This is a genomic window from Streptomyces sp. NPDC041200 (assembly GCF_055591805.1).
Map to the genome: position 1 here is coordinate 743901 of NZ_JBVIZF010000002.1, position 18744 is coordinate 762644.

General features: G+C 73.0%; 15 protein-coding genes and 1 pseudogene. 10 read left to right on the plus strand and 6 right to left on the minus strand.

Annotated features, from left to right (window positions below; genetic code table 11):
• Positions 1 to 16: 16 nt before the first annotated feature.
• From ACZ6CL_RS08605 to ACZ6CL_RS08625, 5 genes are all read left to right on the plus strand, one after another.
• On the plus strand, positions 17 to 2044 hold the full coding sequence (locus tag ACZ6CL_RS08605) for an acetyl/propionyl/methylcrotonyl-CoA carboxylase subunit alpha (protein WP_468932841.1): 2028 nt from the start codon (positions 17 to 19) through the stop codon (positions 2042 to 2044).
• Entirely contained in the window at positions 2041 to 3186 is a 1146-nt protein-coding gene (locus tag ACZ6CL_RS08610) for an acyl-CoA dehydrogenase family protein (RefSeq protein WP_468932844.1), read from the plus strand. The genes ACZ6CL_RS08605 and ACZ6CL_RS08610 overlap by 4 nt, the downstream gene beginning before the upstream one ends.
• A gap of 115 nt (positions 3187 to 3301) precedes the next feature.
• A complete protein-coding gene (locus ACZ6CL_RS08615; protein WP_468932847.1) occupies positions 3302 to 4885 on the plus strand; it encodes a 4-coumarate--CoA ligase family protein in 1584 nt (527 codons plus the stop codon).
• The gene (locus ACZ6CL_RS08620) at positions 4882 to 5712 is read left to right on the plus strand and encodes an enoyl-CoA hydratase family protein (RefSeq protein WP_468932849.1); all 831 of its coding nucleotides are present in this window, start codon (positions 4882 to 4884) and stop codon (positions 5710 to 5712) included. The genes ACZ6CL_RS08615 and ACZ6CL_RS08620 overlap by 4 nt, the downstream gene beginning before the upstream one ends.
• Positions 5709 to 6347: a TetR/AcrR family transcriptional regulator gene (locus ACZ6CL_RS08625; protein WP_468932851.1), complete on the plus strand. Its 639-nt coding sequence runs from the start codon at positions 5709 to 5711 to the stop codon at positions 6345 to 6347. The genes ACZ6CL_RS08620 and ACZ6CL_RS08625 overlap by 4 nt, the downstream gene beginning before the upstream one ends.
• 20 nt (positions 6348 to 6367) lie before the next feature.
• On the opposite strand, the gene ACZ6CL_RS08630 is transcribed toward ACZ6CL_RS08625, so the two are convergent.
• Positions 6368 to 7468: a citrate synthase 2 gene (locus ACZ6CL_RS08630; protein WP_468932854.1), complete on the minus strand. Its 1101-nt coding sequence runs from the start codon at positions 7466 to 7468 to the stop codon at positions 6368 to 6370.
• A 515-nt stretch (positions 7469 to 7983) separates the two neighbouring features.
• Between ACZ6CL_RS08630 and pdxH the strand changes: the two genes are divergently transcribed.
• Entirely contained in the window at positions 7984 to 8613 is a 630-nt protein-coding gene (gene pdxH / locus ACZ6CL_RS08635) for a pyridoxamine 5'-phosphate oxidase (protein ID WP_468933336.1), read from the plus strand.
• A 532-nt stretch (positions 8614 to 9145) separates the two neighbouring features.
• On the plus strand, positions 9146 to 10603 hold the full coding sequence (locus ACZ6CL_RS08640; RefSeq protein WP_468932855.1) for a PAS domain-containing protein: 1458 nt from the start codon (positions 9146 to 9148) through the stop codon (positions 10601 to 10603).
• A gap of 22 nt (positions 10604 to 10625) precedes the next feature.
• On the opposite strand, the gene ACZ6CL_RS08645 is transcribed toward ACZ6CL_RS08640, so the two are convergent.
• Positions 10626 to 11381 carry an SIS domain-containing protein gene (locus ACZ6CL_RS08645; RefSeq protein ID WP_468932858.1) on the minus strand — a complete coding sequence of 252 codons (756 nt, stop codon included), beginning with the start codon at positions 11379 to 11381 and terminating at the stop codon, positions 10626 to 10628.
• A 194-nt stretch (positions 11382 to 11575) separates the two neighbouring features.
• Between ACZ6CL_RS08645 and ACZ6CL_RS08650 the strand changes: the two genes are divergently transcribed.
• The gene (locus ACZ6CL_RS08650) at positions 11576 to 12268 is read left to right on the plus strand and encodes a metal-dependent transcriptional regulator (RefSeq protein WP_385446071.1); all 693 of its coding nucleotides are present in this window, start codon (positions 11576 to 11578) and stop codon (positions 12266 to 12268) included.
• Positions 12269 to 12827: 559 nt separating this feature from the next.
• A complete protein-coding gene (locus ACZ6CL_RS08655) occupies positions 12828 to 13712 on the plus strand; it encodes an alpha/beta fold hydrolase (RefSeq protein ID WP_468932861.1) in 885 nt (294 codons plus the stop codon).
• A 54-nt stretch (positions 13713 to 13766) separates the two neighbouring features.
• Here ACZ6CL_RS08655 and ACZ6CL_RS08660 read toward each other — a convergent pair whose 3' ends face one another.
• Entirely contained in the window at positions 13767 to 14405 is a 639-nt protein-coding gene (locus tag ACZ6CL_RS08660) for a hypothetical protein (protein ID WP_468932864.1), read from the minus strand.
• Positions 14406 to 14698: 293 nt separating this feature from the next.
• On the opposite strand from ACZ6CL_RS08660, the gene ACZ6CL_RS08665 reads away from it, so the two are divergent.
• The gene (locus ACZ6CL_RS08665) at positions 14699 to 15052 is read left to right on the plus strand and encodes an SH3 domain-containing protein (RefSeq protein WP_468932866.1); all 354 of its coding nucleotides are present in this window, start codon (positions 14699 to 14701) and stop codon (positions 15050 to 15052) included.
• Positions 15053 to 15166: 114 nt separating this feature from the next.
• Here ACZ6CL_RS08665 and ACZ6CL_RS08670 read toward each other — a convergent pair whose 3' ends face one another.
• From ACZ6CL_RS08670 to ACZ6CL_RS08680, 3 genes and pseudogenes are all read right to left on the minus strand, one after another.
• Positions 15167 to 16846, minus strand: a complete 1680-nt coding sequence (locus ACZ6CL_RS08670) for a transporter (protein ID WP_468932867.1) — start codon at positions 16844 to 16846, stop codon at positions 15167 to 15169.
• The gene (locus ACZ6CL_RS08675; protein ID WP_468932869.1) at positions 16843 to 17694 is read right to left on the minus strand and encodes an ABC transporter ATP-binding protein; all 852 of its coding nucleotides are present in this window, start codon (positions 17692 to 17694) and stop codon (positions 16843 to 16845) included. The genes ACZ6CL_RS08670 and ACZ6CL_RS08675 overlap by 4 nt, the downstream gene beginning before the upstream one ends.
• A gap of 245 nt (positions 17695 to 17939) precedes the next feature.
• Positions 17940 to 18581 (minus strand): annotated as a pseudogene (locus ACZ6CL_RS08680) (bifunctional DNA primase/polymerase); the annotation flags it as partial.
• Positions 18582 to 18744: the final 163 nt, after the last annotated feature.

An 18744-nucleotide genomic window follows, 5' to 3' on the forward strand; every position in this document is an offset into this window, starting at 1 on the left:
GAAAAACCCCGCCGTGATGTCCGTGATCCGTTCCCTCCTCATCGCCAACCGCGGCGAGATCGCCCGCCGCGTCATCCGCAGCTGTCGCGAACTCGGCATCGCCACGGTCGCCGTGCACTCCGACGCGGACGCCGACGCCCCGCACGTACGGGAGGCCGACACCGCCGTACGGCTGCCGGGCGACGCCCCCGCCGACACCTATCTACGCGGCGACCTGCTGACCAAGGCCGCTCTGGCGGCGGGCGCCGACGCCGTCCATCCCGGCTACGGCTTCCTCTCCGAGGACGCCGCCTTCGCCCAGGCCGTCCGTGACGCCGGGCTGCTGTGGGTCGGGCCGCCGCCCGAGGCGATGCGGGCCATGGCCTCCAAGGCCCGCGCCAAGCGACTTCTGCGCGACGCGGGCGTGCCGCTCCTCGACTCCCTCGACCCCGCCGAGGTCACCGCCGAGGACCTGCCCGTCCTCATCAAGGCGGCGGCGGGCGGCGGCGGCCGCGGCATGCGCGTCGTCCGCGACACGGCCGCGCTCGCCGCCGAACTGACCTCCGCCCGCGCGGAGGCGGCGTCCGCCTTCGGGGACGGCGAGGTGTTCGTCGAGCCGTACGTCGAGGGCGCCCGGCACGTCGAGGTCCAGGTGCTGGCCGACACCCACGGCACCGTCTGGTCCCTCGGCACCCGCGACTGCTCGCTCCAGCGCCGCCACCAGAAGGTCGTCGAAGAGGCCCCGGCGCCGGGGCTCGGCGACGAACTGCGCCACCTGCTGGAGGAGTCGGCGGTGAACGCGGCGCGGGCCATCGGCTACGAGGGCGCGGGCACCGTGGAGTTCCTGGTCTCGTCGGCGGGCCGGGCGTACTTCCTGGAGATGAACACCCGCCTCCAGGTCGAGCACCCGGTGACGGAGGAGGTGTACGGGCTGGACCTGGTGGCCCTGCAAGTGAGGGTCGCGGAGGGCCGGCCCCTGGCCGCCGAGCCCCCGTCCCCGAGCGGTCACGCGGTCGAGGCGCGGCTGTACGCGGAGGACCCGGGCCGGGGGTGGCAGCCGCAGGCGGGCGTGATGCGGCGGCTGGACATCCCGGCCACGGGCCTGACCGCCACGGGCCTGACTGCCACAGGCCTGCGCGTGGACTCCGGCATCGAGGACGGCGACGTGATCGGCGTCCACTACGACCCCCTGCTGGCCAAGGTCATCGCCTGGGCCCCCACCCGCGCCGAGGCGCTGCGGCGGCTGGCCCACGGGCTGGAGCGCGCCCGGATCCACGGCCCGGCCACCAACCGCGAGCTGCTGGTACGGGCCCTGCGGCACCCGGAGTTCGAGGCCGGACGCATGGACACCGGCTTCCTCGAACGCCACCTCGACGCCCTCACCCAGGGCGATACGGACGGCCTGCCGCTGGCCGCGCTGGCCGCCGCGCTGGCCGACGCGTCGGATCGGCCCGCGACCGTGGCGGGGCGCCTCGGCGGCTGGCGGAACGTACCGTCCCGGCCGCAGATCAAGACGTACCGCACACCGGACGGCACCGAGCGCGAGGTCCGCTACCGGCTCACCCGCGACGGCCTCGTCACGGAAGGCTTCCCGGACCTGCGGCTGCTGAAGGCGACCCCGCACCATGTCGTGCTCGAAGTGGAAGGGCTCCGGCGGACATTCGACGTTTCGCGCCACGACGATCGCGTATATGGCGACCGCGTATATGTCGACTCGCCCCTCGGCTCGTACGCCCTCATCCCCCTGTCCCGCTTCCCCGACCCCACCGCGCGCACCGCACCGGGCTCCCTGCTGGCGCCCATGCCCGGCACGGTGGTGCGGATCGCCGACATCGCCGTCGGCGACCAGGTGCGGGCGGGCCAGCCGCTGCTGTGGCTGGAGGCGATGAAGATGGAGCACCGCGTGACGGCCCCCACCGCCGGGGTGCTCACCGCGCTGCACGCCGCCGAGGGCCGTCAGGTCGAGGTCGGGGCACTGCTCGCGGTCGTCGCGGCGGAGGAGGAGGAAGAACCCACCGCCGCGCATCAACCCACCACCCCGAACCCCCAACGGAGCCGCACATGAGCCAGGCCCAGGCGCACACGCCCGTCGACACCCCGGAGCAGGCCGACCTCCGCGCCGCCGTGGCGGCCTTCGGCAGGGACAGCCTCGGCACCCCCACCCCCGACCTGTGGACGAGGGCCGGCAAGCTCGGCTACCTCGGCGTCAACCTCCCGGAGGCGTACGGCGGTGGCGGGGGCGGCATAGCCGAGCTGTCGATCGTGCTCGAAGAGCTGGGCGCGGCGGGCTGCCCGCTACTCATGCTGGTCGTGTCGCCCGCCATCTGCGGCACGGTGATCGCCCGGTACGGCACGGAGGAGCAGAAGTCCCGCTGGCTGCCGGGCCTGGCGGACGGCAGCGTGACGATGGCGTTCGGCATCACGGAGCCGGACGCCGGATCGAACTCGCACCGGATCACCACCACGGCCCGCCGCGAGGGCGCCGAGTGGGTGCTGAGCGGCCGCAAGGTCTTCATCTCCGGCGTGGACATCGCCGACGCCACCCTGATCGTCGGACGCGCCGAGGACGCGCGGACGGGGAAGCTCAAGCCCTGCCTGTTCATCGTCCCGCGCGACACCCCCGGCTTCTCGTACCACCACATCCCCATGGAACTGGCCGCGAACGAGAAGCAGTTCGAGGTCGTCATGGACGATGTGCGGCTCCCGGCGGACGCGCTCGTCGGCGACGAGGACGCGGGGCTGGCGCAGCTGTTCGCGGGGCTGAACCCGGAGCGGATCATGACGGCGGCGTTCGCCCTCGGGATGGGCCGTCACGCCCTGGCGAAGGCGGTGGACTACGCGCGGACCCGCCAGGTGTGGAAGGAGCCGATCGGCGCGCACCAGGCGATCGCGCACCCGCTCGCCCAGGCGCACATCGAAGTGGAGCTGGCCCGGCTGATGATGGCGAAGGCGGCGTACCTGTACGACGCGGGGGACGACGCGGCCGCCGGGGAGGCGGCCAACATGGCGAAGTACGCGGCCGGGGAGGCGGCCGTGAAGGCCGTGGACCAGGCGGTGCACACGCTGGGCGGGAACGGCCTGACGGAGGAGTACGGGCTGGCGAAGCTGATCACGGCGGCGCGGGTGGCGCGGATCGCGCCGGTCAGCCGGGAGATGATCCTCAACTTCGTCTCCCACCAGACGCTGGGGCTGCCGAAGTCGTACTGAAGGCCGTACTGAAGCTTGTAGTGAAGGTCGTACCGACGCGACGTACGGACACGGCGGGTGGGGCAGAACGGACGGGAAGGCAACAGACAGGCACAGCGACCCGAGGGGAGCGGCCATGGTGCTGCGCAGCGAGTTTCCCGATGTCCCGCCCGTCGATCTGCCCATCCATGAGGCGGTGCTGGGCCGCGCGGCGCGCGAGTTCGGGGACCGTACGGCGCTGATCGACGGGGTGACGGGGGAGAGCGTCAGCTACGCGGCGCTGGATCACGCCTCGCGCCGGATCGCCGCCGAGCTGGCGGCGGCGGGAGTGCGCAAGGGCGAGGTGGTGGCACTGCACAGCCCCAACTCGGTGATGTACCCCATGGCGTTCTACGGGGTGACCCGCACGGGCGCGGCGGTGACCACGGTGCATCCGCTGGCGACGGCGGAGGAGTTCGCGGGACAGCTGCGGGACGCGGCGGCGACGTGGATCGTGACGGTGTCGCCGCTGCTGGGGGTGGCCCGGCAGGCGGCGGAGCACGCGGGCGGGGTGTGCGAGATCTTCGTGTGCGACGAGGCGGGCGGGCACCGTTCGCTGCGCGACATGCTGGAGGGCACGGCGCCGGAGCCGGTGGTGGAGATCGACCCGGCGGAGGACGTGGCGGTGCTGCCGTACTCGTCGGGGACGACGGGCAGCCCGAAGGGCGTGATGCTGACGCACCGCAGCGTGGCGACCAATCTGGCGCAGGTGGAGGCGCTGGTCCCGACGCGGCCGGGGGAGCGGGTGCTCGCGGTGCTGCCGTTCTTCCATGTGTACGGGCTCACGGCGCTCATGAACGCCCCGCTGCGGGCCGGGAGCACGGTGATCGTCCTGCCGCGCTTCGATCTGGACCAGTTCCTGACGGCGATCGAGCGGTACGAGGCGCACGCGCTGTACGTGGCGCCGCCGATCGTGCTGGCGCTCGCCAAGCATCCGGCGGTGGCGGCGCACGACCTGTCGTCCGTGCGGTACGTGCTGTGCTCGGCGGCGCCGCTGGACGCGCGGCTGGCGGAGGCGTGCGCGCGGCGGCTGGGCGTACCGCCGCTGCTCCAGGCGTTCGGGATGACGGAGCTGTCGCCGGGCTGCCATCTGGTGCCGAGGGAAGCGGAGGACGTTCCCCCGGGGACGGTCGGGAAGCTGCTGCCGGGCACCGAGATGCGCGTCGTGGGGATGAACGGCGGCCGGGACGTGGCGGCGGGGGAGGACGGGGAGATCCTGATCCGGGGCCCGCAGGTGATGAAGGGCTATCTGGGGCGGCCCGCCGACACGGCGGCCATGATCGACGCGGACGGCTGGCTGCACACCGGCGACGTCGGCCATGTGGACGCGGACGGCTGGCTGTTCGTGGTGGACCGGCTGAAGGAGCTGATCAAGTACAAGGGCTACCAGGTCGCCCCGGCCGATCTGGAGGCCGTGCTGATCGCGCACGAGGCCGTCGCCGACGCCGCCGTGATCGGCGTGACGGACCGGGACGGCAACGAGATACCGAAGGCGTACGTGGTGCGCGGGCCCGGCGCCCGGATCTCGGAGGACGAGCTGATCGCGTACGTTGCCGGGCAGGTGGCCCCGTACAAGAAGGTGCGGCGCGTCGAGTTCACGGACATCGTGCCGCGGTCGGCCGCCGGAAAGATCCTGCGGCGTGAACTGCGCGCCAGGGAGAGGAGTTCGACCACCCCATGACCGACACCCACGGCGACGCCGCTTTGGTGCGCCCGTCCGACGACCACGGCATCCGGACGCTCACGCTCGACTCGCCGCACAACCGCAACGCGCTCTCCGCCCGCCTGGTCGCCGAGCTGCGGGCCGGTCTCGCGGAGGCCGGGGCCGACCCGGAGGTCCGGGCGGTGCTGCTCACGCACACCGGCAACACGTTCTGCGCGGGCGCGGATCTGCGCGAACCCCCGGCGGTCTCCGGTGCGTCGGGGCTGGTCGCTCTGTTGCGCGCGATCGTGGAGCTGCCCAAGCCGGTGGTCGCGCGGGTCACCGGGCACGTGCGGGCCGGTGGGCTGGGGCTGCTCGGGGCGTGCGACATCTCGGCGGCGGGGAGCGGCGCGAGCTTCGCGTTCACCGAGGCGCGGCTCGGCCTGGCCCCGGCCGTCATATCGATGCCGCTGCTGCCCCGCCTGGACGCCCGCGCGGCGGCCCGCTACTACCTCACGGGGGAGCGGTTCGACGCCGCCGAGGCGGCCCGGATCGGCCTGGTGACGGTGGCGGACCCGGAGGGCGACGCGGACCGGGAGCTCGCGCCGGTGCTGGAGGGGCTGCGCCGGGGCTCCCCGCAGGGCCTGGCGGAGTCCAAGCGGCTGGTGACGGCGGAGGTGCGGCGGGCGTTCGACCGGGACGGGGAGGAGCTGGCGGAGCTGTCGGCGCGGCTGTTCGCGTCGGCGGAGGCGCGGGAGGGGATGACGGCGTTCCGGGAGCGCCGGGACCCGGCGTGGGTGACGGAGACCGGAGCGGTGCCCGGGGCGGGCACAGGGGCGGGCACCGGGACGGAGGCCGCGAAGTGAGCCCCGGTACGTCCCCCCGTACGCCGTCCCGTACGCCCCCGCGCGACCCCAAGCAGGACCGCAGCCGCGCGACCCGGCAGCGGCTGCTGGAGGCCGCCGTGGCGTGCCTCGCCGCGCACGGCTGGGCGGGGTCCACGGTGTCGGTGGTCGCGGAGCGGGCCGGGGTGTCCCGGGGCGCGGCCCAGCACCACTTCCCGACCCGTGAGGACCTGTTCACGGCCGCGGTCGAGCATGTCTCGGAGCAGCGTTCGGCGGAGCTGCGTGCCCTCGCCCCGGCGGGCGAGGGCACGGCCCGTACGCACGCGGTCGTCACCGCACTCGTCGACCTCTACACCGGCCCGCTGTTCCGGGCCGCGCTCCAGCTGTGGGTCGCGGCGTCGTACGAGGCCCAGCTGGGCGCCCGGGTCACCGTCCTGGAGGCCCGCATCGGCCGCGAGACCCACCGCATGGCGGTGGAGCTGCTGGGCGCCGACGAGACGGTCCCGGGCGTCCGGGAGGCCGTGCAGGGCCTGCTCGACATGGCCCGGGGCCTCGGCCTGGCGAACCTGCTGACGGACGACAGCGCGCGCCGGGAGCGGGTGGTGGCGCAGTGGTCGCGGATCCTGGACGAGGCGCTGGGCACGGCCGACCGTTAGAGGGCCGCCGTGCCCACCCGCTAGCGCGAGATGTCCCCGTACCCGTCGATCTCGTGCGGGCTGCGCGTCCCCGGCCCGATGTACCGCGCCGAGGGGCGCACGAGGCGGCCGGTCCGCTTCTGCTCCAGGATGTGCGCGCTCCAGCCCGCGGTGCGCGCACAGGTGAACATCGACGTGAACATGGGCGCCGGGACCTCCGCGAAGTCCAGCGTGATCGCCGCCCAGAACTCGACGTTGGTGGCCAGCACCCGGTCCGGCCGCCGGTTGTGCAGCTCGTCGAGGGCGGCCCGCTCCAGCGCCTCGGCGACCTCGTAGCGCGGCGCCCCCAGCTCCTTGGCGGTGCGCCGCAGCACCCGCGCCCGCGGGTCCTCGGCGCGGTAGACCCGGTGCCCGAAGCCCATCAGCCGCTCGCCCCGGTCGAGCGCCCTCTTGACGTACGCCGTGGCGTCCCCGGTGCGCTCGATCTCCTCGATCATCCCGAGCACCCGCGAGGGCGCGCCCCCGTGCAGCGGCCCGGACATGGCCCCGACCGCGCCCGAGAGCGCGGCGGCGACGTCGGCGCCGGTGGAGGCGATGACGCGGGCGGTGAAGGTGGAGGCGTTCATGCCGTGCTCGGCGGCGGAGGTCCAGTAGGCGTCGACGGCGGCGACGTGCTTGGGGTCGGGCTCGCCGCGCCAGCGGCGCATGAAGCGTTCGACGATGGTCTCGGCCTTGTCGATCTCCCGCTGCGGCACCATCGGTCGGCTCTGCCCGCGCGCCGACTGGGCGACGTACGACAGCGCCATGACGGCCGCGCGGGCGAGGTCGTCGCGGGCCTGGGCCTCGTCGATGTCGAGGAGCGGTTTGAGGCCCCAGACGGGCGCGAGCATGGCCAGCGCGGACTGCACGTCGACCCGGACGTCGCCGGAGTGCACCGGGATGGGGAAGGGCTCGGCGGCGGGCAGCCCGGGGTTGAAGGCGCCGTCGACCAGCAGGCCCCAGACGTTCCCGAAGGACACATGGCCCACCAGGTCCTCGATGTCGACGCCGCGGTAGCGGAGCGCGCCGCCCTCCTTGTCGGGTTCGGCGATCTCCGTCTCGAACGCGACGACTCCCTCGAGTCCGGGTACGAAGTCGGACATCGGGCGGCTCCTCATGATGTGGGCGGCGGGTGTGGGACGCGGCTGGTGCGGGGCGTACCGGCGGGTGCCGGGGTGCCGGGGTGCGGGGTGTGCGGGCTGGTGCGGAGGAAACGTCAGAGGGGCGGAGAACGGTGTCATCGGCGGGCGTCCGGCACCCGGGACGGCTCCGTGGCCGGCGGCTCGCGGTCCGTACCGGATACCCGGTGGTGTGCCCCGTGCGCGCGGTGGTCACCCAACAGGGCGTAAACCGGCGCCGGGGCACCGCGCTGACAGGCGCATGCTCGGCCACGTAGCGGTGGACGCGCCAGTCACGGGGGCGCGTGAGAAGTGGCACACAGCTTGTGTGGCGGGCGGAGGGTTACGGATACCCGGCGCGGGGGAGGGGGCAATCGCTCTTTCGGGGTACCCCGTGCGGTGGACCGGTGATGTTGCAAGATATGCGCGTGTCTCACGTTGACCCGGAGCCCCCGGCTTCCCCCTCGGCATACTCCGCGCGCACGTACGACCCGGCCGCCATGCGCGAGCACTATCGCGCGGCGGGCGTCGACGAGACGAGCCTCGGGGGCACCCCGTTCCAGCAGTTCACCCGGTGGTTCGAGGAGGCGGTGGGCAGCGGTCTCTACGAGCCCAACGCGATGATCGTCTCCACGGCTGACGCGGCCGGGCGCCCCAGTTCCCGTACGGTCCTGATGAAGAGCTTCGACGAGCGCGGGTTCGTCTTCTACACCAACTACGGGTCGCGCAAGGGCCGCGAACTGGCCGAGAACGCCCAGGTCTCGCTGCTCTTCCCGTGGCATCCCATCGCCCGCCAGGTGATCGTGACGGGCCTCGCACACCGCACCGGGCGGGACGAGACGGCCGCGTACTTCCGGACCCGTCCGCACGGCTCGCAGCTGGGCGCGTGGGCCAGCGCGCAGTCCTCGGTGATCGGCTCGCGGGAGGAGCTGGAGCGGGCGTACGCGGAGCTGGCGGACCGCTATCCGCCGGGGGAGCAGGTGCCGGTGCCGCCGGAGTGGGGCGGGTTCCGGGTGGTGCCGGAAGCGGTGGAGTTCTGGCAGGGCCGGGAGAACCGGCTGCACGACCGGCTGCGGTACGTACGCACGCCGGGCGGGGAGGACTGGCGGATCGAGCGCCTGTCCCCGTAGGGCGCGCGGGACGACCGGCGGCGCTGGTCGGAGACGAGCAAGCGCCGCGTGCTCCTCGCCCGGGTCCGCAGCGCGGCCTCCAGCGCCCTTGGCGCCCGGCCCGGCGCGGGCCCAGCACTCGGGGGCCTCGGCACGCAGCCGGAAACGCAGACGACCCGTGGGTCTCTCCCCTGGCGCCGGTGAGGGCGCCTGGGGGCCGGTCGGACGTACCGGCGACCCACGGGCCGGGTGACTGCTTGGGATTGGCCGGCTGCGCACATCTTTCGTGCGCCGGTCCGGCGAATGCGCTGAGCGCGACGACGGACTGCTAGCCCGCAGTCACCTCACGCGTCCGGATTTGATACATCTGCCGAACCACCTCCCTTCTCGTGTGCTCACCACCTTAAGAACGCCCTCGCGGCGCACACAAGCGAATTTCCGGGAGGCAACGATTTCGCGGAATCAGGTGTGGCGCGCGTCACGTTCGAGTTCAATGTTCCGACGTGCACCATCACAGGCAGCCACGCCCACCACGTCCCGCAGGGGGTGTCCGGTGACCGCTCCGCAGCGCTCCGAACCCGCACGTCCCGCGCGTCCCGTACCGGCGCAGTCGGCGTCGGCGGCCGCGCCCGTGCCCACGACCGGCCCCGGCCGGGACGACTCCGATCTGCTCGCCGCGCTCCTCGACGGCATGGACGCGGCGCTGTGCGCGTTCGGCGCCGACGGCACCGTCACCCATTGGAACCGCGAGGCCGAGCGCATCCTCGGCTGGCCCGCGGCCGAGGCCGTGGGGCGCAAGGGGCTGGCGGGGTGGGCGGTCCGCCCCGAGGACGCGCGGGATATCGAGGCCCGGCTGATGGAGGCGCTGGACGCCACCGGCCGCCGGGTGCACGAGTTCGCCCTGCTGACCAAGGACGGCGGCCGGGTCCTGGTCCGTACCCAGTCGTCCGCGGTGCCGGGCGCGGACGGCCGCCCGGCCGGGGTGTACTGCGCGTTCAGCGAGGTGCACGCGCAGCTGGACCTGGAGCGGTCGATCGCGCTGAGCGAGGCGCTGCTGGAGGACGCGTCCTGGTCCGTCGTCCTCGTCGACGCCGACCTGCGGGTGGCGGTCCTCAACGGCAGCGCGGCGGTCGCGCTGCGCACGGGCCGCACGGCCGCGCTGGGGCGGCCGCTGGGCGAGTTCCTCGACCAGGGCGTGGAGGAGGCCGAGAACGCCCTCCAGCACGTCCTCGCCGAGGGCGCGCCCCCGGCGCCCACCGAGCTGTGGGTGACGCTGCGCGAGGGGGCCGACGAGTCCCCGCAGGACGGGACCCCGGCGCGGCGCTGCTGGCGCAGCGGCTTCCTGCGGCTGGCCTCGCCGCTGACCGAGGAGCCGGTGCCGCTCGGGGTGGCGTGGATCTTCCAGGACGTGACGGAGGCGAAGCAGCACGAGCAGGAGAGCACGCGGCTGCGCTTCCGCGGCAACCAGCTGCACCGGGCGGCGCGGGCTGCGGCCGAGTGCGAGGACCCGATGGAGGCGGCCGCGGTCCACCTGGACTTCGCGCTCGCGGGCTTCGCCGACCACGCCCTGATCGACCTGGTCCTGGACCGTCCGGCGGCGGTGCCGCCGAGCGCCCCGCCGCCCGGCGAGGGCGAGCGGATCCGTCTCGTCCGGGCGGCGGCCACGCCGTGCGGCGCCTCGGGCCCGCTCTCCCCGATCGCCCCGGGCGGCATCCCGGTGGCCTATCCGGAGGGCCACCCGGCGCTCCAGGCCGCCGAGCGCTGCGGCGCGGTGCGGGCGAGCGCGACGCGTACGGACGAGGCGGCGGCGGCCCGGTGGGCGGCGGCCCGCAAGTGGCCGGAGGGGTCGGTGCACGCCCTGTGCGCGGTGCTGCGCAGCCGGGGCCGCACCCTGGGCGTCCTGACGTTCCTCCGCGGCCCGGCCCGCCGCCCCTTCGACCGTCCGGACACGGCGTACGCGGAGGACGTGGCGGCCCGGGTGGCGGCGGCGGTGGACCTGGCCCGGTCGTAGCCCTCCGCCGCGGCCGGCCCCCCTACCTCCGGTAGAAGATCCGGTCCCCGTACTCCGCCATCACCTGCTGGTTCCACTCGTGGCCGCCGTCCACGTTGCCCGAGCGCAGCAGGGGCGGCCGCACGCCGCGCGCCACCAGCTCCTCCACCCCGGCCGCCACGACGGCCTGCATCAGCGCGCTCGTCACGACGGTCGACGCGGGGGCGAACGGCGCCCCGACGCCCTCCGCCGTGACCTCCGCGTCGCCGACCGGGATCTTGCTGTCGAGGACCAGGTCGCAGTGGTCCTTGAGGAAGCCGCCGGTGGCGTTGCGGGACGTGGTCCCCGTCGCGTACGCCACGGACGTCACGCCGATCACCGTCACCCCGCGCTCCCGCGCGCCGGTCGCCATCTCCACCGGCAGCGTGTTCCGCCCGGACAGCGAGATGATGAACAGCAGGTCCCCGGGGCGCAGCGGCCCGGTCTCCAGGACGGCGGTGGCGAATCCGTCGACCCGTTCCAGCGCGCTGCCGAGGGTCGCGGGCATGACGTTCACCCCGGTCACCCCCGGCACCGGGAGCAGGTTCATCAGGGCCAGTCCGCCCGCGCGGTAGACGACGTCCTGGGCGGGCAGGGACGAGTGGCCCGCGCCGAAGACGAAGATCCGGCCGTCGCCGGTGACCGCGTCGGCGATCAGGCCGCCCGCCGCGGCGATGCGTTCGGCCTCCTCGTCCCGCACCCTGTGCAGCAGCTCGATCGCGGCGTCGATAAAGCGCCCTGCCGGCTTGCTCTGGCTCATCGCCGAGGCCCTTCGTGTCGGTGTTAACTTGGGTCCACATCCCCGTGGCGCGGATCACGTTGCGATGTGGATCATGAAGCTGTCAATACCACCTCCTCCTCCCTCGTTACGGCAGTGGCCGATCCGGCTCCGTTGTCGGCGGGATGCGTCAGAATTGGGTTCAGGGCCACCGCACGACACATCAAGGGGCACGCATGTCCGGACTGATCGACACCACGGAGATGTATCTCCGCACCATCCTCGAACTCGAGGAGGAGGGCGTGGTCCCCATGCGCGCCCGGATCGCGGAGCGGCTCGATCAGAGCGGCCCCACCGTCAGCCAGACGGTGGCGCGTATGGAGCGCGACGGGCTGCTCATGGTCGCGGGCGACCGCCACCTGGAGCTGACGGAGGAGGGCCGCCGCCTGGCCACGCGCGTGATGCGCAAGCACCGGCTCGCGGAGTGCCTGCTCGTCGACGTGATCGGCCTGGAGTGGGAGCAGGTCCACGCGGAGGCGTGCCGCTGGGAGCACGTGATGAGCGAGGCGGTGGAGCGCCGGGTCCTCGAACTGTTGCGCCACCCCACCGAGTCGCCGTACGGCAACCCGATCCCGGGTCTGGAGGAGCTGGGCGAGAAGGGCGAGGCCGACCCGTTCCTGGACGACAGCATGGTGAGCCTGCGTGAGCTGGCCCCCGGCACCGAGGGCAAGACGGTGGTCGTCCGCCGCATCGGCGAGCCGATCCAGATGGACGCCCAGCTGATGTACACGCTGCGCAGGGCCGGGGTCCAGCCGGGCTCGGTGGTGAGCGTGACGGAGTCCCCGGGCGGAGTCCTGGTGGGCAGCAGCGGCGAGGCCGCCGAGCTGGAGGCGGACATCGCCTCCCATGTCTTCGTGGCCAAGCGCTGACCCCCGCTGTCTGCGGAGCCAAGCGCTGACTCCTGCCTCCGAACCCCCCCTCGGGCGTATGACCTGCGGGGACGGTTTTTGTCTGGACCGGAGTTCGGGGAAATCGAGCGGTCGGGGGCGACCCGTGCAACCCTGTCGCTGACGCATATGCACAAGCGTGCTCGCGGTCAGGGGAGGGGGCTCCTATGGGCCCGACGGGCGGCAGTGATGCCGAGCGGGCGTTCGAACGCGAGGGCCCCGGTGCCGTGAGGCGCCGGGGCCCTGCTTCCCCATGTCCCCCCGGTGGGCCCCAGGCCGTGCGGGCCGCGCGAACGCGGCCGTCACGACCCGGGGCCGTAGCGACCCGGAGCCCCGAGCTCCCAGGGTCATCCCCCGCGGACTTCCTTCCCCGAGTAGTCCGCCTCCCGCTAGCTGTCTCCCCTCGGCGGAGGCGACCAATCCTTGAGCGTGGTCACTCGAATGAGGGGTGTTGCCCGGCACTTGCGGTGCGTTCGAATGCAAGTTCGATACTGTGGGGTGGTTGGGGTTGCTCGGGAGAGGGATGGAGGTGCCAGACGACATGGTGCGACGCATCGACGTGACCGGAGCCGCCGGGGTGCGGCTCGCGGCCTGGGAGTTCACCGACCCGCCCAAGGCCGGAGGCCGCGCGGGAGCGCGCGGCGGCCCCGGAGTGCTGCTGCTCCACGGGCTGATGGGCCGCGCCGCGCACTGGGCGGAGACCGCCCGCTGGCTTGCCACCCGGCACCGGGCCGTCGCCCTCGATCAGCGCGGCCACGGCCGCAGCGAGAAGCCCGCCGAGGGGCCGTTCGACCGCGGTGCGTACGTGGCGGACGCCGAGGCGGCCGTCGAGCAGCTCGGGCTGGGCCCGGTGACCCTGATCGGCCACTCCATGGGCGCCCTGACGGCCTGGCAGCTCGCCGCCCGCCGCCCCGATCTGGTCCGGGCCCTGGTCATCTCCGATATGCGGGCCTCGGCACTCGGCGGTGCCTCGCAGCGCGAATGGTCCGACTGGTTCCGGTCCTGGCCGGTGCCCTTCGCGACCCTCGCGGACGTCCGCAGGTGGTTCGGCGAGGACGATCCGTCGCTGGAGCGCCCGAACGCCGCCCGGGGCGACTTCTTCGCCGAGATCATGGCCGAGCGTTCGGACGGCTGGCGCCCCGTCTTCTCCCGCCGCCAGATGCTGAAGGCCCGTGCGGCCTGGGCCCATGACGCCCACTGGGAGCAGCTGGCCCTGGTGGAGTGCCCCACCCTGGTCGTCCGCGGTCTGGACGGCGAGCTGGGCCGCGCCGAGGCTCAGGAGATGGTCCGCGTCCTCCCCCGCGGTGAGTACGCGGAGGTGGCCGACGCGGGCCACCTGGTCCACTACGACCAGCCGGACGGCTGGCGCCGCGCGGTGGAGCCGTTCCTCGCCGCGACCCTCCCCGCCCCATCCGGACCGGTGTAGCCCGGGCCCGTGTAGCCCGGAGGAGCCGCGGCGTCAGGATCTGCGGCGTCAGGATCAGTGCCGCGAGGGGAACTTCCAGACGAACGGCTTGCCGCCGATCTCGGTCCAGGTGATCTCCAGCCGCTTCGTATCGGCCGGGATGAGGAAGGTGTTGCAGAGCGTGTAGCTCTGACCGTCCTTCCAGTTCTTGATGGCGTCCGAGTCGGCGCACCCCTTCGGCGCGTCACCACCGATGACCTTCGCGCCGCGCTGCCCGTCCGCGTACACATCCGCGTAGTCGCCGACCCGCGGCCATTCCTTCACGGCGGCACCGGACACATGCCGGTACGTCACATAACCGGTCGCGGGGATCTTGCCCTCGGCGTCCGCCGGGTCGGAGACCAGGGCCTTGGCCTCGGCGGCCGTTCCGATGTCGATCCGCTGCGCGGTGATCGAGTAAAACGGCTTGACGCCGGTGTCCTCCTTGAATGCCCGCGAAGCGGACTGACCCGGTTTCAGTACGGACTTCGCCGCCGCACTCGCACCGTGCTTACCGTTCTTGTGCGTCCCGCTGAAGCGGGAATGCGGCTTGTGCTTGGGGGATGTGGACGTATGACTCTTTTTCCCGGAGGATCCACAGGCGGTGAGAGCCAGGGTCAGTACACCAACGGGCGCGGCGACCCACAGCCACGTTGTCTTCTTCAGCAAGTCCATCTCCCCTGCGCGTTCCTTCTTCGAGCGATGATCCTAGGGGCTGGAATTCCGTATCCGGGTCGCCAACTGTGTGCGTACTGTGACGGCCTGGGTCCGGCTGTGTGGAAAGTGGCCGGAACCGGGCCATGCCGCAGTGCGGACGCGGCCATTCCCATGCGGAATTCAACCTTCGCGGCCTCAATGGCGTCTACCGGTACGGTGCTTGCCTAATGGCTGCTGCTACCCTCGGCCACGCGCAATCACGCATTAACACACCAGGCGTAAGGAAATCACTGATCTTGGGGGGAGATCGCGTGAAGCTTAAACAACAAGCCTCGATGGTCGTGCTCTCGGCGGTGCTCATGCTGGGTGGTTCGGTCGCGATGGCGCCCACGGCCTCCGCGGTGGGCTCGTCGGCATGCCGGTTCAATTCGCCGGACGTCAATTTCAAGGTCGTGACGAGCGGTGCCAGATTCCGCACCGGACCGGGAAAGAAGTACCGCGCGATAGGGACGCTGTACCGGGGAGACTCCTTCCGGTACTTCTGCCGCACCGGCGGGCTGGGCGGATTCACGAAGAGCTGGTCCTACGGAAAGATCCTCAAGCGGACCACCTCGGGCATCAAGCCCGGGACCAGGGGCTGGGTCTACAGCAAGTACCTGGACTAGGGGGCCAGTCGCCGCTGAGCCGCAGATACGTTCCGCCGGGGGAAAAGCGGCGCGGGAGCGGGACCTGACCAGTCCCGCTCCCGCGCCGTACCTCGTCTTACCCGGGGGCCGGGTTCAGCCCTTGCTCACCGCCGCCAGGATCTCCGGCAGCCGCTCGGCCGTCCGCGGCGCGGCCAGCCGCAGACCGGCCTCGGCGATTCCCGCTCCGTACGCGACGCCCACCGGCAGCAGCACCCACAGCAGTCCGTGGGTCCCGCTGACATGCAGCCAGATCGTCAGCCCCAGCAGCGGTGCGCAGAGCACGGCGCCCCCGATCATGCCGCCGAGGAGGCTCATCCAGGCGAGCGAGCCCTGCCCGGGTGCCACGTTCTTGGCGCTGTCCTGCGGGATGGAGTACGGCCGCAGCGCCGAGGCCAGCGCGCCGGTCGCCAGCAGCGCCCCGAGCAGGCCGAGGGCGAGCCCGAGCGCTTCGGGGACGGCGGGCAGGTCCTTCATGAAGACGGCCGAGCCCACCACCGCCAGGATCACGTACGGCACCCCGATCAGGGCGATCGCGAACGCCCGCCCGCGCAGCTCCAGATAGGCGTCCCGGGAGGAGGAGATGGTCTGCGCGACCATCCAGAAGGCGGAGGAGTCCTGCCCGAACTGGTTGTACATCTGCATGCCCAGCATCCCGGTGGCCCAGCACGCCCAGTAGATGCTGCCGTTGCCCTGGATAGAGGTGATGACGGGCATCAGCAGCCCGACCCCCAGCGAGCTGACCCAGCTGGCCTTGGACTTGGGGTCCCGCACCGCGTACCGCAGGGTGCGCAGCATGACCGTGCCGGTGCGCCCCGTGGGCAGCAGCTTGCCGAGCGGGCCGGGCGCGGCGGCGGACGCGTCCGCCCCCTTGGCACCCCGCCGCGGCTTCTCCTGCTGGATCGTGGAGCTGTCCGGCGTGGTCATCAGATGCGTGAGGCTGCGCGACCACCACCACATCAGCAGCGCCAGCACGGCCGCGCTCAGGGCGAACTGGGCGGCGGCGACCCCGTACGCGCCCTCGCTCACGCCCCGCACGGCGTCGATCGCCGTCGCGGGCGGCACCCAGCGCAGGATGTCGGCGGCGGGCCGGAGCACGCCGAGCCCGCCCTCGCCGGACAGCTTCTGCACACCCACGTTCACGAACTGCGCGCCGATCGCCACGAACAGACCGCTCAGCAGCGCCAGATCGCGGCCCTTGCGGCTGCTCAGCAGCCGGGTGTTGGCCGTCGCGACGGCCCGCGCCAGCGCCACGCAGGTCAGCACGGTCAGCGCGCCCGCCAGGACGGCCGCCGCCGCGGCGGCCGCCCCGTGCGCGATCGCGATCAGCGACCCGACCACCAGGGTCAGCGTGAACAGCGGGCCGGTGCCGATCAGTGAGGACACCAGCAGCGCGCTGATCAGCGGCCGGGGCCGCAGCGGCAGCATCACCAGCCGGGTCGGGTCCAGGGTCTCGTCACCGCTGGGGAAGAAGAGCGGCATCACCGCCCAGCCCAGCGCGAGGACCGCGGTGAGCATGATGACCAGCGCGTCCGCGTTGTCGTGGCCGCGCAGCAGCACCAGGCCGAGCAGCTGCAGGGCGGCGAAGAGGACGGTGATGACGAGCGAGGTGATGTACGCGGCGCGGCGGCCCGCGGACTGCCGCAGCCCGTTGCGCATCAGCGACAGCTTCAGCTGGACGAAGACGGGCAGCAGCGAGCCGGTGGGGACCGCCGGGGGAGCGGGCGCCGCGGTGTCGAGCGGGCCCTTGGTGTCGAGCGGATCGGTGAGCGTCATCGGGCGCCGCCGCCGAGCCAGTCGAGGTTGTCCCCGGAGGACTGCTCACGCGCGCCCACCAGCTCCAGGAAGGCGTCCTGGAGGGACGGCGCCTCGCCCCGTACGTCGGCCAGCGCGCCCTGCGCGCGGATCTTGCCGCGCGCCATCACCGCGACCCAGTCGCACAGCGACTCCACCAGCTCCATCACATGGCTGGAGAAGACGACCGTCGCGCCGGAGCGGGTGTACCGCTCCAGCACGCCGCGGATGGTCTGCGCGGAGACCGGGTCGACGCCCTCGAAGGGCTCGTCGAGGAAGAGGACTTCCGGGTTGTGGAGCAGCGCGGCGGCCAGGCCGATCTTCTTCCGCATACCGGTCGAGTAGTCCACGACCAGCTTGTTCTGCGCCCCGGCCAGGTCCAGGACGTCCAGCAGCTGGGTCGCGCGCTTGTCGACCTCGTCGCCGGGCAGCCCGCGCAGCCGCCCGGTGTACGCGAGGAGTTCGCGTCCCGACAGCCGCTCGAACAGCCGCAGCCCCTCCGGCAGCACCCCGATCCGCGCCTTGACCTCGGCCGGGTCCTGCCAGACGTCGTGCCCGCCGATCTCGACCGTGCCGGAGTCGGGGCGCAGCAGCCCGGTGATCATCGAGAGGGTCGTGGTCTTGCCCGCGCCGTTGGGGCCGACGAGCCCGATGAACTGTCCGGCCGGGAGATCGAGATCGATGCCCTGGACGGCGATCTGTTCCCCGTACCGCTTCCACAGACCGCGCACCTGCACGGCGGGCCGCCGCGGCGTCGCGGGATCGGTCGCTCCCTCGGCGGGTGCGTGTACGTCTGCGTCTGCGTGTGCGTCTGCGTGTGCGTCCGGCACTGAAATCCCCGTCTCCCAACGTCAGGCTGGTACGGGGATTGGTCGTGTCCCCGTCCGCCGACCACCATACGGGGGGCCGGGGACAGGGCTCGGGCGTGTCAGCGGCGCTCGGGGGAGCGTGTGTCCCGTCCGCGGGGCTCATATCCGCGCGGCTCGCGTCCACGGGTCTCGCGTACGGTCCCGCGTCCACGGGTCTCGCGTACGCGGGTTTCGCGCACGGTCTCGGGCCCGCGGGTCTCGGGTACGCGGGTTTCGCGTCCGCACGCGTAGGCGAGCGTGCTCACCAGCTCCTCGGCGTCCGGCAGCCAGCGGTTGGCGGCGGTCGGGCGGCGGGCCCACTGGGCCGGGCCGTGCCGTCCGACCCGGGTCGGGGGAGCGACCACGTAGTCCCCGTCGCCGCGGGCCGCCAGGTCGACCGAGGACGGCGGCCAGCCCAGGTTCCGCAGCAGGTCCGGGACCTTCGCGGCGGCGCCGGGGAGCACGAAGAAGAGCATCCTGCGGTCCGGGGTGGAAGTGACCGGGCCGAGGTCGACGTTGCGGCGCTCCATCCGGGCCAGCGCCAGACAGCCCGCCGACTCCGGTACGTCCAGCGCGTCGAAGGTACGGCCGGTCGGCAGCAGGATCGACGCGCCGGGGGCGCGGGCCCACATCCGCCGGACCACGACCGGGCTGCCGGTCGCCTGGTTCACCCAGTCCGGGGCGGTCGGATGGGCGCCGGGGGCCGGGCAGTCGGCCTGGCCGCAGGAGCAGCACTGCAGGCCGCCCACGGTGTCCAGCCAGGCTCCGGCGAGCACGTCCCAGTGCCGTTCCTCGGCGTAGCGCACGGCGGCGTCGAGCAGCCGCTCACCGCGCTGCTTCGGAATGTGTGGCGTTGCTGTCACGTCCATGGTCTCTTCCACGACAACACAACTTCCGCCGTCAACAAGGGTTACGGCCCGGTCCCCCGGCTGCGGGGGCGTGGTCCTCTGGCCCGGCGCGCGGGGAGGGGGCCGAAAGGGGGTGTCAGTGTTGAAAGGGGGGGCGGGCGGGGAGGGAGGTACGAACGACCGA

Bases quoted from the DNA above. Each gene is read 5' to 3' on its own strand.
- ACZ6CL_RS08645 (WP_468932858.1), bottom strand. From the start codon at position 11,381: ATGAGCCAGAGCAAGCCGGCAGGGCGCTTTATCGACGCCGCGATCGAG.
- ACZ6CL_RS08655 (WP_468932861.1), top strand. From the start codon at position 12,828: ATGGTGCGACGCATCGACGTGACCGGAGCCGCCGGGGTGCGGCTCGCG.
- pdxH (WP_468933336.1), top strand. From the start codon at position 7,984: ATGCGCGAGCACTATCGCGCGGCGGGCGTCGACGAGACGAGCCTCGGG.
- ACZ6CL_RS08620 (WP_468932849.1), top strand. From the start codon at position 4,882: ATGACCGACACCCACGGCGACGCCGCTTTGGTGCGCCCGTCCGACGAC.
- ACZ6CL_RS08670 (WP_468932867.1), bottom strand. From the start codon at position 16,846: ATGACGCTCACCGATCCGCTCGACACCAAGGGCCCGCTCGACACCGCG.
- ACZ6CL_RS08630 (WP_468932854.1), bottom strand. From the start codon at position 7,468: ATGTCCGACTTCGTACCCGGACTCGAGGGAGTCGTCGCGTTCGAGACG.
- ACZ6CL_RS08605 (WP_468932841.1), top strand. From the start codon at position 17: ATGTCCGTGATCCGTTCCCTCCTCATCGCCAACCGCGGCGAGATCGCC.
- ACZ6CL_RS08610 (WP_468932844.1), top strand. From the start codon at position 2,041: ATGAGCCAGGCCCAGGCGCACACGCCCGTCGACACCCCGGAGCAGGCC.
- ACZ6CL_RS08615 (WP_468932847.1), top strand. From the start codon at position 3,302: ATGGTGCTGCGCAGCGAGTTTCCCGATGTCCCGCCCGTCGATCTGCCC.
- ACZ6CL_RS08660 (WP_468932864.1), bottom strand. From the start codon at position 14,405: ATGGACTTGCTGAAGAAGACAACGTGGCTGTGGGTCGCCGCGCCCGTT.
- ACZ6CL_RS08650 (WP_385446071.1), top strand. From the start codon at position 11,576: ATGTCCGGACTGATCGACACCACGGAGATGTATCTCCGCACCATCCTC.